Source organism: Micromonospora cremea (assembly GCF_900143515.1).
Taxonomy (GTDB): domain Bacteria; phylum Actinomycetota; class Actinomycetes; order Mycobacteriales; family Micromonosporaceae; genus Micromonospora; species Micromonospora cremea.
Map to the genome: position 1 here is coordinate 4,223,398 of NZ_FSQT01000002.1, position 12,230 is coordinate 4,235,627.

Genomic DNA, 12,230 nt, shown 5'->3' on the forward strand with positions numbered 1-12,230 from the left:
CCCACCTGCGCCGTACCCCTTGCCGCCGAATTGCTATACGGTCGGCGAATGATGGTGGAGGAACACTGGTGGAACGGTGACACGACCCCGCGCGGGCGCCGGGACGTGTACATCCGTACTGACGGGCAGGGTTGGGAGGTCCGCGCCCAGATCGGTGGGGCGTCGGGTCGTGAGCGGGTGCAGCAGTGCCCCAGCCGGGCCTCGGCGGCCATCCTCGCCGACGCCTGGCGCGGCACCCACCCTTCCTGGCGCGAACTGACGCGCTGATCCGGCACCGGGCCGGGCCGGCAACGCTCCCGGGCTCCAGCCCGGGGCGGTCACCGGCCGGCCCGGCGCACGGCTCACCCGCCGTCCTCGACGCCGATCCGAATCCCCTCGATCACTTGATGCTGAGCAGTCGTCAACGGGCAAGATCCGACTACTGACCATCAAGAGATCAAGGGGGTTCTGTGCAATCCCGTGTCCCCCGCCTCAGGCGGGGTACACCAGGGGAAGCCGGACCGCGCCCGATGGAGGTCACCCATGTCGCAGGGTCCCGACGAGGAGAACCCGAGGATCGAGGAAGAGGCGCGGGAGGCCGAGCGTCGGCTGGCCGCGCTCACCAACCGGTCCGAGGACGCGCTGACCGACGAGGAAGCCCGGGCGTCGGACGAGGCCCGCACCGAGCAGGACGCCGGCTAGGCCGGCCCGACCGGGCCGGCCTGCCTCGACGGTATCGGTCAGGCAGCCGGGTCCGACGGGACCGGGAGCACCACACCCTCGGCAGCCGACCGGTGCGCCAGCTCGATCAGCTCGACGGTGGCGACCGAGTCCCGTGGATCCACCGGCATCGGCGTGCCGTCCCGCAGCGCCGCCGCCACCTGCTGGTAGAAGCTCTGGTACGAGCCGGCCTCGGTGGGCACCGGCCGCAGGTCACCGTCAACGCCGAGCAGGCCGTACCGCTCCGGCGGGACCTCGCCCCAGCCCGGCTGGTCCGGCCGGCCACCCTCGTGCAGCGCCGCTTCCTGCACGTCCAGGCCGTACGTCGTGTAGCCGGCCCGGTCACCGAGCACCCGCAGGCGAGGCCCGAGCTGAGCGGTCACCGCGCCCATCCACAGGTGCGAGTGGACCCCGTTCGCATGGGTCAATGCCACGAACGCGTCGTCGTCGACCGCGGCGCCCTCGCGGCGGCGGTCGACCTCCGCGTAGACGCGGTCGACGCGGCCGAAGAGCTGCACCGCCTGGTCGACGAGGTGGGCACCGAGGTCGAAGAGGGCGCCGCCGGCCTCCTCGGGGCCGGCAAGCTCCCGCCAGCCCGGCTTGATCGTCGGACGGAAACGCTCGAACCGGGACTCGAAGCGGAGCACCCGCCCCAGTTCGCCCTGCTCCACGAGGCGGCGTGCGGTCAGGAAGTCGCCGTCCCACCGGCGGTTCTGAAACACCGTCAGCGGCACTCCCCGGCGGGCGGCCTCCTCGACCAGCGCCCCACTCTCGGCGGAGGTGGGGGCCAGCGGCTTGTCGACGACGACCGGCAGGCCGGCGGCCAGCGCCGCCCGAGCCATCGGCACGTGCTGCCGGTTCGGCGTCGCCACCACGACCAGGTCCAGCGCCTCGGGCGTACGCCACAGCTCGTCGGCATCGTCGACCAGGCGGGCGTCCGGGTGGTGCTGCCGGGCCTGCTCGCGCCGCTGCGGATCGCGGGTCATGATGGCGTCCAGCCGCAGCCCGGGCGTCGCGGCGATCAGCGGTGCGTGGAACACCCGGCCCGCCAGCCCGTACCCCAGCAGACCGACCCGCAGCGCCTCCGCCATGCCGTACTCCCGTCTCCCGGTCCGCGCCCTGGTGACGGCGGTCCCGGTGATCGAATCTACGCCCCGGCCGGCCGGGTGCGACCCGGGCCCGGCGCTGCTCAGCTGCCCGGGTCGGCGCGCAGGTAGGTGAGCACCGCGAGCACGCGGCGGTTGGTGTCGTCGTTGGGCGGCAGGTCGAGCTTCAGCAGGATGTTGCCGACGTGCTTGCCGACCGCCGCCTCGGTGACGTGCAGCCGGGCGGCGATCGACGCGTTGGACCGGCCCTCGGCCAGCAGCGCCAGCACCTCGCGTTCCCGGGCGGAGAGCGCGGCGAGCGGGTCGCGCGGGCGGTGCAGCAGCTGCCGGACGACGTCCGGGTCGATGGCGGTGCCGCCGGCGATGACCCGGTGCAGCGTGTCGACGAACTCGGCGACCTCTGCCACCCGGTCCTTGAGCAGGTAGCCCACCCGCTGGCCGTCGCCGCTGTCCAGCAGCGCCGCGGCGTACCCGGTCTGCACGTACTGACTCAGCACCACGACCGGGAGCTGGGGCCGCTCGGCGCGCAACGCCACGGCCGCGCGCAGCCCGTCGTCCCGCCGGCCGGGCGGCATCCGGATGTCGGTCAGCACCAGGTCCGGTCGGTGCGCGCGGGCCGCGTCCAGCAGCTCCGGAGCGGAGCCGACGGCGGCACACACCGCGAAATCGAATCGGGTGAGCAGCGCGACCAGGCCCTCGCGCAGCAGCACCTCGTCCTCGGCCAGCACGACACGGGTCACGCACGGCACGGCAGCTCCACCCGGACCAGGGTCGGCCCGCCGGGCGGGCTGGACAGCAGCAGCCGGCCGTCCGCGGCGGCGACCCGGTCGGCGAGACCGGTCAGGCCGGTGCCCCGGGCGGGGTCGGCGCCCCCGCGGCCGTCGTCGGACACCTCGACGACGAGGTCACCGCCGGTCCGGGTGAGGCGCACCTCGGCGCGGGTCGCCCCGGCGTGCCGGGCCACGTTGCCCAGCGCCTCCGACACCACGAAGTAGGCGGTGGTCTCGACGATCTCCGGTAACTCGCCGTCGAGGTCGGCCCGTACGACGACCGCGACGGTGGCCGCGTCGGCCAGCTCCCGTACCGCACCGGCGAGACCAAGGTCGGTGAGGCTCTGCGGCCGGATGCCGTGCACCAACTGCCGGAGCATCACCATCAGGCCCCGGGCCTGGTCGTGCGCGACGGCCAGCGGCCGGGCCGCGGGGGAGTCCTCGGGCACGTCCAGCCGGGCCAGGCCCAGCTGGAGGGTGAGGCTGGTGAGCCGAGGTTGGGCGCCGTCGTGCAGGTCGCGTTCTATCCGGCGACGTTCTGCCTCGTACGCGCCGACCAGCCGGGTCCGGGACCGGGCGACCTCGCGCAGCGCCGCCGCGTCGACCGGCCAGGCCAGCGCCCACCGGGCCACGGCGGCCTGGGCGGCGGCGAGCAGCCCGGCGGCGTAGCAGAGCACCGGGACGAGCAGCACACCCACGATCGCGTACGGGACAGCCTCACCGGCGGTGTCCACCGTGCCCCACACGACGATGACCTGGTCGGCGTCCCCGGCCAGCCAGGGGCTGGCGACCAGCCCCACGTCCAGCACCACCAGCAGCAGGAACACCCAGTACGCGACCGGCACGAACCCGCCCAGCCAGAACAGGTACGCCACCTCCCGCCACCCGGCGGCGGTGCGGTAACGGGCGGCCAGGCCCGGCCACGGCGACGCGGGCAGCGGGCGGCCGTCCACGAGACCGAGCCGCCATCGCTCGACGGCGGCCACCGGGAAGCTCGCGATCGGCGCGAGTGCCAGCAGGATGAGGCTGCCGACCGTCAGGAACAGCAGGAGTGGGATCTCCGGCGGTCGGCCCTGCAGCCGTACGCCGTTGACGGCTGCCAGCAGGGGCGCGACGACGACGAGCAGCCCGACGGCGAGCACACCGGCGACCGGCACGGTGCTGACCAGGTAGGCAAGGGCGCGCCAGGGCCAGGCGGAGACCAGCCAGCCGCGGCGACGTAGCGCCTCGGCCAGGTGGCGGGGGTGTTCCGGGATCATGACGCAGACGCTAATCGCCGCGTCCGGGTCGACCCAGCCGTCCAGATCCACTCCTGGGGTATGCCCAGCCCTACCTCGCCGCCCGTGCCGAGGCGGGGCGGGACGGGTGTGGTGTGGCCGGAAACGGGAAGAACGCGCCGTCACGCGACCCGCGTGACCTGTGCTGGCGGCAACTGGAGAGACATGGGTGCCAGAACCTTCGTGGTGGTCGGCGCTACCAGCGGGCTCGGCCTCGCGGTGGCCCGGCTGCTGGTCGACGAGCACCAGGTCGTGGTGCTCGGCAACGTGGCGGCTGAGGTCGCCGCGGTGACCGACGAGCTGGGCTGCGCCGGGGCGGTGTGCGACGTCTCCTCCTACGAGCAGGTCCGCGACGCGTTCGCCGAGGTGGTGGGACGCTACGGCACGATCGACGGGGTGGCGGCCTGCTCGTCGATGTGGGCGGGCGGCGACCTGGCTGACCTGTCCGTGGAGCACATCCGGCGGGCCGTGGAGACCAACGTGCTGGGCACCACCTACGTGCTCCGGGAGGCGCTGGAGCACCTGCACCGGCAGGGCCACGGCAACGTGGTGTACATCGGCGCGATGGCGGTGACAACGCCCCGGCCCGGCATCCCGGTGTACCGGGCGACCAAGAGCTACGGCAGCAGCCTGGTCGAGTCGCTGGCCGAGGCCCAGCACAGCAACCAGGTCAAGGTGATGCAGCTGCATCCCGGGCCCATGCCGACCCGACTGCAGGAACGGGTCGGCGCCGAGTTCCTGGACGAGGTGTACGCCATGCCCGAGCAGGTCGCCACTGAAGTCGTCCGGCTGCTGCTGCTCGAGCCCGACGATCTCTACGTCTCCGGCGAGCGCGTCCTGCGCGCGGACGGGCGGTGGTGACGGCGGAAGCCGGACCCGCCGAGCGTCCGGCTTCGGCGTTGGCTCCGCTGCGGACCGCCGTCTATCGCAACCTGTGGCTGGCCCTGCTCGCCGCCAACATCGGCACCTGGATGCAGACGGTCGGCGCGCAGTGGCTGCTGATCCACCACTCCAACGCCTCGACCCTGGTCGCCCTGGTCCAGACCGCCAGCCTGCTGCCGGTGCTGCTGCTGGCGCTCCCCGCCGGCGTGCTGGCCGACAACTTCGACCGCCGGCACCTGCTGATCGCCGTGCAGCTGTTCCTGGTGGCGGTGGCGGTGGCGTTGACCCTGCTCACCGTCACCGACCGGATGCCGCCCGCGCTGCTGCTCACCCTCACCTTCGCGTTCGGGGTCGGGCAGGCGCTCACCCTGCCGGCCTGGGCGGCGGTGATCCCGGAGCTGGTGCCGCAGGACCAGCTCCGGGCGGCTTCCGCGCTCGGTTCGATCAGCGTGAACATGGCGCGGGCGGTCGGGCCGGCGGTGGCCGGTGTGTTGATCGCCCGGACCGGTGTCGCCCCGGTCTTCGCGTTGAACGCCGTCGCGTTCCTGATCTTCACGTACGCGCTGGCGCGCTGGAAACCGGGCAACGCCCGCGCGGTCGAGGTGCCCGAGCGGTTCACCGCGGCGCTGCGTGCCGGCAGCCGCTACGTGCGGCACTCGCCGACCGTCCGCCGATTGTTGCGCCGGGCGCTGGTCTTCGTGATCCCGGCGAGCGCCCTGTGGGCGCTGCTGCCGCTGGTGGCCAACCACCGGCTCGGGCTGGGCTCCGGCGGGTACGGTCTGCTGCTGGCGGCCGTCGGGGTGGGGGCTATCGCGGGTGGCCTGCTGCTGGCCGTGATCCGGACCCGCCTGTCGGCCAACCAGCTCCTGTTCATCGCCGGGGCGCTGTTCACCACCGCGCTGGCGGTGATCGGCACGGTGCGGGTGGTGCCGCTGGTGCTCATCGCCCTGCTGCCCGCCGGGATGGCCTGGGTGACGGTCCTGGCCAACGTCAACGCCGAGATGCAGGTCTTCCTACCGACCTGGGTGCGAGCCCGAGGGCTGGCCGTCTACCAGGTCTTCTTCGCCGGCGGGCAGGCGGTGGGCGCGCTCGTCTGGGGTCTGGTGGCCGACCTCGCCGGGCTGGTGACCGCCTTTCTCGCTGCGGCGGCGTTGATGCTGGTCGGCACCGTGACCAGTCGGATCTGGCCGCTGCCGGACCTGCGGACGGTGAACCGGGACCCGGCCGCCTACTGGCCGCAGCTGCACCTGGCGAACGAGCCGGACCCCCGGGTGGGGCCGGTCCTGGTGACGGTGCAGTACACCGTCCGGCCGGAGCGGACACAACCGTTCCTGGCGGCGATGGACCTGGTGCGCGGCGCCCGCCAGCGGACCGGCGCGATGCGCTGGGGACTGTTCCGGCCGGCCGAGACCACGGACCGGTTCGTCGAGGTGTACCTGGTGCCGTCCTGGGACGAGCACCTGCGCCAGCACGGCGGCCGGTTGACGAGCGAGGACCGTCAGGCCGAGGAGCGGGCCCGGGAGCTGACCGACGGGGAACCGGAGGTGCGCCACCTGGTGCCGGCCGCGGCCGGCCCGACGCTGACCGACGATCGGGAAGCGCTCTGAGGTCGGCGGCGGGCCGGCACGCGGCGTACGGCGTACGGCCGATTGCTAGGATGGCCACACCATGGCGAGCGAGCGCAAGGCCACCGCGGACCCGGCCCGCAGCCTGGCCATCCTGTGGCGCACCCGGGAGCCGACCAGCCGCAGCGCCGGCCCGGGGCTCAGCGTCGACCGAATCGTCCGGGCCGCCATCGCCATCGCGGACGCCGAGGGCCTCGACGCCCTGACCATGCGCCGGGTCGCTGAGGCGCTGGGCGTCGGCACCATGTCGGTCTACACCTACGTGCCGGGCAAGGCCGAACTCGTCGACGTCATGATCGACACCGTGTACGGCGAGATGCCCCGCGCCGCCGTCGCCGGCGACTGGCGGGCCCGGCTGGAGCGGATCGCCCGGGACAATCTCGCCCTCTACCAGCGCCATCCCTGGATGCTGCGAGCCGAGACGACCCGACCCGTGCTCGGCCCCCACCTGGTGGGCAAGTACGACCACGAGCTGAGCGCGGTCGCCGACATCGGGCTCACCGACGTGGAGATGGACGCGGTGCTCACCCTCGTCCTCGGGCACGTGAAGAGTGCCGCGCGCGCTGCGTCCGAGGTGGTCGATTTGGAGCGGGAGACCGGCATGACCGACGGCCAGTGGTGGCAGTCGCACGCGCCCTGGCTGGAGAGGCTCATGACGGCCGGCAGCTACCCGACCGCCGCCCGGGTCGGCACCGCGGCGGGCCAGCAGCACGGCGCCGCGTACGGGCCGGAGTACGCCTTCGAGTTCGGCCTGCAACGCGTCCTGGACGGCATCTCGGTGGTGGTCGCCGAGCGGGCGGCCGCCGGCCAACCCGGATAGCCACGGCGGCCGGAGGCGGCATCGCCCGTTCACGGGTACGGCGTCACCAGCGGCTCGTTCTCCTCGACCAAGTACGTCGAGAGCATCATGGTGGTGGTGTCGTCGGTGACGTTGCGGGCATTGTGGATCGTCCGGGGCGGGATCAGGAGCGGCTCGCCGGCGTGGATGGTCAGCGTCGGCCGGTCGTCGAACTCCATGTCCACCGTGCCGCGGATGAGGAAGCCCACCTCCTCGCCGGGGTGGCTGTGCCGCCCCGATGCCAGCCCGACCGGAATCTCGAAGAGCGTCTGCACGATCAGGCGGCCCGGCGCGGAGGCCGGATGACGCTGCAATTCGGTGCGCGTGACGCTGGGCGCCGAGGTGCTGCCGGGATCCTTCGCCACGGGCTCCTCCTGATTCCTGGCGGCTTGCCCGAACTCACGCCGGATACGGGCGACTCTAACGGGGTTCGTCGTGACGGACCGCCGGAACAGACGAGCTGCGGGCCCGGGGGAACTGACCCGGGCCCGGCCCCGCGGGTGGTACGACTGGAGGCGGCGACACCGGAGGCCGGGGAAGGATGGCGATGGCGAACGGGCTTCCGGGGCGGCTGCTGCAGCGGCGGGAGGACTTCAGGCGACCGTCGTTCCTGGAACTCTTCTTCGACCTGACCATCATCTTCGCGCTGACCCGATTGTCCCGGGCGCTGCTCAGCGACCTCAGCCTTCACGGCGGCTTCCAGGTGCTCCTGCTGCTGGCGGCCATCTGGTGGGTGTGGTTCGTGACGGCCTGGTCGGCGGACTGGTTCGACCCGCGTACCCCGCTGATCGTCGTCCTGCTGCTCTGGGTGATGTTCGGCAATCTGCTGATGGCCGCCGCGGTGCCCACCGCATTCGATGGGCACGCCATGGTGTTCGCCATCGCGTATGTGGCCATCCACCTGGGCCGCGCCTTCATGCTCATCCCCGCCCTGCGGGGTCACCCGCTGCAACTGCGGACCGCGCGGGTGGCGATCTGGTTCGCCGTCTCCGGCGTGCTCTGGGTGGTCGGGGCGGCCGTCCCCCCGGCCCGGGAGGCGCTCTGGGCGCTCGCACTGATCCTGGACTACGCCATGGCGCGGCTGGGCTGGCCGACGCCGCGGCTCGGCCGCAGCTCGTGGCCGGACCTTCAGGTGAACGGGGAACATCTCTCCGAGCGTTACCAGCAGATCTTCATCATCGCGCTGGGTGAGCTGATCCTCATTTCCGGCATCACCTACAGCGACTCCGGCTTCGACCTGGAGCGCACCATGGCGTTCGCCGTGGCGTTCCTGACCGCGGTGGCTCTCGCCCGGCTCTACCTGGTTCCCGCCGGTGGGCGGCTGGGCGCCGCCATCGAAGCGGCCGGTCCGCCCGGCAGTCGACTGGCGCTGCTCGCCGGCTACCTGCACCTCGTCATGATCGCCGGGGTCCTGGCGACCTCGGTCGGTATGGAGCTGGCGATCGACGACCCCGGGGCGTCCGACCGGGACCGGTTGACTCTGACCGTCGCCGGCCCCGTGCTGTTCCTGATCGGTCGGCTCCTGCTCTCGGCGGTCGTCGACGGCAGCCTCTCCCGGCCCCGGCTGATCGGGCTACCGCTGATCGTCCTGGGTGGCGTGGCGAGCGCGCAGCTGCCGCTGGTCGGCGCTGGCGCGACCATCCTCGGTCTCCTCATCCTGATGATCGCGGCCGAGGCGCTGCTCGCCCGGATTCGGCGGCGCCGACCGGCGGGTGCGGGCGGGGCGGTTGGCCGGTGGCGGCATGGGTAGTGACGGGTCACCGCGCTACCGCGACGGACCGGGGTGGCACGACGACGTCGTGGAGTTGCGGGTGCATGGGGTGTCCGGGGCGGGACCGGAGCGGGTGCTCGACCGGGCAGACGTACGCCAGGTCGCCGGTGACCGCAGCGGCGGTTTCCACCGTCCCTCACCCCAGCCCGACGGCACCGACCCGGACGGGGTCACGCTGGAGGCGTACCGGTGGGGCGACCTGCCCTCGGGCACCATGGCCCGGACGCTCTCCCTGGTCTTCCTGCTGCCGTTCATGCTCAGCAACCTGGCGGTCCTGATGCGGCCCACGGGTCGGCGGAGTGGCCCCGGTGTCACCGTCGTGTGCCGGCTCATCGCGCTCGATCTCACCCTGCTGTACGTGCTGTCGACCGCCGGTGTCGCGCTCGACCTGCTCGCCTGGCGCTGTCTCGGCGCGGCCCGCTGCCCGGCCGCACGTGACGCGCTCGCCGGGCTCGACGGCTGGTCGACCGGGCAGCGACTGGCGCTGCTGGCCCTCCTGCCGGTCGCCGCCGTCGGGTTCCTCCGGCTGCTCGGCGCCCGTCGGCGCCGTCCCGTCGGCAACCCGCTGTGGGCCGTGGACCCACTGGTCGCACGGCTGCGGGCGACCCACGTCGCCGCCGCGCTCGCCGTGCTCGACCTGGTGCTGCTCGCCGCCCGGTCGTCCGGCGGCCGGACGACCGCGACGACCCTGCTGCTCGTGCTCACGGGCGCGGTGCTGCTCGCCTGCGTCGCCCTGCTCGGCGTGCCCGGGCTGCTGGACGGGGCGGCGACCGCACGGGCGGCCGGCCGGACCGCCGCCGCGGTGCGCGTGGTGGCGTACGGACTGAGCGTGGCCACCTTCGCCACCGTGGCCCTGGACCCGCGAGGCTGGCCGTCGTCGATCGGGCTGCCGGGGCTCGAGCGGATCCTCGGCTCGGTGTCGCTCGTCCAGATGTCGCTGCTCGTGGCGCTGGGCGGGCTGGTGGTGTGGGACCACGGTCGGCGGGTCCCCCGCGGCGCACCGCGGCACGGGCTCGGCGCGGCGGTCATCGCGGCCATCGCGGTCGGCCTGGCCGGAGCGTTCTCCGCAGCCCTGGTCTACTGGGCCGGGAAACTGCTTGGTGGCGCGGCCGGTCAGCCGCTGGCGTACAACTGGACCATCCTGGCCTTCTTCCTGCACGTCGTCGCGGCGGTGGTGCTGTGCGGTGCGATGACGCTGCTCTCGCGCGGCCGCCGGTGGCGTGCCGCGGCGGCGATCACCGCCCGGGACTTTCCGACGGCTCCGCCGGGAGCCGCCGAGTATCTGCCGAGGGTGACGAGAATGATCGCCCGAGCCCGCTTCACCGAGTGGCTGGGACGGCTCGCCGTGGCCTACGCGGCGCTGGCGGTCATCGGTCTGACCACGAGCGTGCTGGGACAGTTCCGGCTCCAGCCGGACCGGCTGGGGCGGCAACTCCTCGGGCTGCCACCCGGGTTCGTCGGCGCCGGGCTCGCCGTGGGCAGCTTCCTCGTCGCCGCCCTGCTGCTCGCCCTGCTCCTGGGCGGGTTGTTCGCCTACCGGACGTCATGGTTCCGCCGGTACGTCGGGGTGCTGTGGGACCTTGGCACGTTCTGGCCCCGGGCCGCCCACCCGTTCGCGCCCGCGAGCTACGCGGACCGCGCGGTGCCCGAGTTGGCCGACCGGATCACCCAACTGGCGCAGCGGCACGCCGGGGTGGTGCTCTGCGGGCACAGCCACGGCTCGGCGCTGCTGGCTCTCGCGGTGCTGCGGCTGCCGCCGGGGGTGCGCCAGCGGGTCGCGCTGCTCACCTACGGGTCCCCGCTGGACCGCCTGTACGCCCGGCTGTTCCCGGCGTACCTGAGCGAGGAGGTGTTGCGCCAGGTGGGGGAGCGGGTCGGGTGGCGGTGGCTGAACCTGTGGCGGGACACCGACCCGGTCGGTGGCTGGATCTTCGCCGCGCACCGGCCCGGCGATCCGCCGCCGGACACCGCCGACCCCGCCGGGCGGGTCGATCGGCGGCTGCGGGATCCGCGGAACCTGCTGGCGCGGCCAGGGGAGCACCAGCCGCCTCCGCTGCGGGGGCACCAACCGGGCGAGTCCGATCCCGAGTTCCGGGCAGCGGTGCGCGAACTCGCCGGTCGCCTACGCGACCAGGGCCGTACCTGAACGGTCGTCGGTGAATCCGGGCGGTCCGGCGCCGATCCTCACCGATCCTCGGGCAGCCGTTCGGACTCCGCGACCACCGCCCGGACCTTGCGCAGGGTGGCGTCGGGGGAGCGGATCGCGGCACGCCACCGGTCCAGCGTCCGGGTGAGCACCCGGACCACGAACTGCAACTGATTGACCTGCTCGCGCAGCACTCCCAGCTCCGAGCGGGCGCTCAGCGCCTCCTCCTCCAGCTCGGTGATCCGGGTCTGTAGTGGTTGCACCAGGGTGAGGGCGGCCTCGGTGAGGGTGTCGGCGGCGTCGGCCTTGAACTTGCCCCGCTGCACCACGACGGTGGCGATGGCGGCCAGCCCGGTGCTGCCGCCGAGGATGCCGAACACGCTGAGCGCCACCTGCAGCCACGGGGGTGCTTCGGGCGCCGGTGTGGAGATCACGTGACACCGCCTTCTGCCGGTTCGACAGCCGCACACTGACTGGCCTGGGCCAGCCGGCGCAGGTCGACGGCGATCTGAACGGCCCGCCACAGCGACCCGACGGCGAGCGCCGTGATGAACGACGCCGCGGCGATGGCCTACCCGCCCCGCCGAACATGCCGCCGGCCTTGCCGGCCGCCGGCCCGACACGACCACCAGCGCCATCGTGTACATGCCGCTGATGGTGCCGAACACCACGACCGAGGCGAGCTCGATGCCGAGCCCGGTGGCGAGCCGGCCGGGCCACAGGATGCCCAGCAGGCCACCCACGCCGACCAGGACCAGACCGATCTCCCAACCGATCTGGATCGGCACCGGCATGGCCATCCGGACCGAGGTCGGCCGGCTGCCGAGCAGGAGCAGCAGAACACCGCAGACACCAGCCATGGCCAGGGCGGCCACCTCGAACGGCTGGTGCCGGGACCGGATACGCAGGTACCCCACGGCGACTCCTTGGTCGAGAACCGTCGTTCACCCGCCGGCGGCCGTTTGGGGCTGCCAGGGGAGTGGGTGGTGACCGCGCTGCGGTCCGTGCGGCGGAGCCCGACGGTGGTGACGGTGCGTGTGGACGGTCGATGGTCGAGGAGGTGAGCGACTCGCCGTCGTTGGCTGGCCGATATCTGCCTGTGTATCACCGATGAGC

Annotated in this window: 12 protein-coding genes; 7 read left to right on the forward strand and 5 right to left on the reverse strand. The window is 73.4% G+C overall.

Annotated elements, in window-relative coordinates; all coding sequences use genetic code 11:
• Positions 1-48 precede the first annotated feature (48 nt).
• Positions 49-267, forward strand: a complete 219-nt coding sequence (locus BUS84_RS33315; RefSeq protein WP_074318338.1) for a hypothetical protein — start codon at positions 49-51, stop codon at positions 265-267.
• 255 nt (positions 268-522) lie between these two features.
• Positions 523-681, forward strand: coding sequence for a hypothetical protein (locus tag BUS84_RS38455; RefSeq protein ID WP_159451100.1), 159 nt, complete (start codon positions 523-525; stop codon positions 679-681).
• 38 nt (positions 682-719) lie between these two features.
• Here BUS84_RS38455 and BUS84_RS33320 read toward each other — a convergent pair whose 3' ends face one another.
• The 3 genes from BUS84_RS33320 to BUS84_RS33330 form a co-directional block, all read right to left on the reverse strand.
• The gene (locus tag BUS84_RS33320; protein WP_074318339.1) at positions 720-1,790 is read right to left on the reverse strand and encodes a Gfo/Idh/MocA family oxidoreductase; all 1,071 of its coding nucleotides are present in this window, start codon (positions 1,788-1,790) and stop codon (positions 720-722) included.
• A gap of 98 nt (positions 1,791-1,888) precedes the next feature.
• Complete coding sequence (locus tag BUS84_RS33325; protein ID WP_074318340.1) at positions 1,889-2,554, reverse strand: response regulator transcription factor; 666 nt, start codon at positions 2,552-2,554, stop codon at positions 1,889-1,891.
• A complete protein-coding gene (locus tag BUS84_RS33330) occupies positions 2,542-3,834 on the reverse strand; it encodes a sensor histidine kinase (RefSeq protein ID WP_074319297.1) in 1,293 nt (430 codons plus the stop codon). Before BUS84_RS33330 ends, BUS84_RS33325 begins: the two co-directional genes overlap by 13 nt.
• A 183-nt stretch (positions 3,835-4,017) precedes the next feature.
• On the opposite strand from BUS84_RS33330, the gene BUS84_RS33335 reads away from it, so the two are divergent.
• The 3 genes from BUS84_RS33335 to BUS84_RS33345 all read left to right on the forward strand — a co-directional run bounded on the left by BUS84_RS33335 (position 4,018) and on the right by BUS84_RS33345 (position 7,179).
• A complete protein-coding gene (locus BUS84_RS33335) occupies positions 4,018-4,713 on the forward strand; it encodes an SDR family NAD(P)-dependent oxidoreductase (RefSeq protein WP_074318341.1) in 696 nt (231 codons plus the stop codon).
• Entirely contained in the window at positions 4,707-6,341 is a 1,635-nt protein-coding gene (locus BUS84_RS33340) for an MFS transporter (RefSeq protein WP_084757706.1), read from the forward strand. The genes BUS84_RS33335 and BUS84_RS33340 overlap by 7 nt, the downstream gene beginning before the upstream one ends.
• A gap of 61 nt (positions 6,342-6,402) precedes the next feature.
• Entirely contained in the window at positions 6,403-7,179 is a 777-nt protein-coding gene (locus BUS84_RS33345; protein ID WP_074318342.1) for a TetR/AcrR family transcriptional regulator, read from the forward strand.
• Between the two features lie 29 nt (positions 7,180-7,208).
• Here BUS84_RS33345 and BUS84_RS33350 read toward each other — a convergent pair whose 3' ends face one another.
• Entirely contained in the window at positions 7,209-7,562 is a 354-nt protein-coding gene (locus BUS84_RS33350; RefSeq protein WP_074318343.1) for a cupin domain-containing protein, read from the reverse strand.
• A gap of 182 nt (positions 7,563-7,744) precedes the next feature.
• On the opposite strand from BUS84_RS33350, the gene BUS84_RS33355 reads away from it, so the two are divergent.
• Positions 7,745-8,947: a low temperature requirement protein A gene (locus BUS84_RS33355; protein ID WP_074319299.1), complete on the forward strand. Its 1,203-nt coding sequence runs from the start codon at positions 7,745-7,747 to the stop codon at positions 8,945-8,947.
• Positions 8,940-11,114, forward strand: coding sequence for a hypothetical protein (locus BUS84_RS33360; protein ID WP_074319300.1), 2,175 nt, complete (start codon positions 8,940-8,942; stop codon positions 11,112-11,114). The genes BUS84_RS33355 and BUS84_RS33360 overlap by 8 nt, the downstream gene beginning before the upstream one ends.
• A 38-nt stretch (positions 11,115-11,152) precedes the next feature.
• Here the strand turns inward: BUS84_RS33360 and BUS84_RS40340 are convergent, their stop codons facing one another.
• On the reverse strand, positions 11,153-12,031 hold the full coding sequence (locus BUS84_RS40340; RefSeq protein WP_244298804.1) for a hypothetical protein: 879 nt from the start codon (positions 12,029-12,031) through the stop codon (positions 11,153-11,155).
• Between the last annotated feature and the right edge of the window lie 199 nt (positions 12,032-12,230).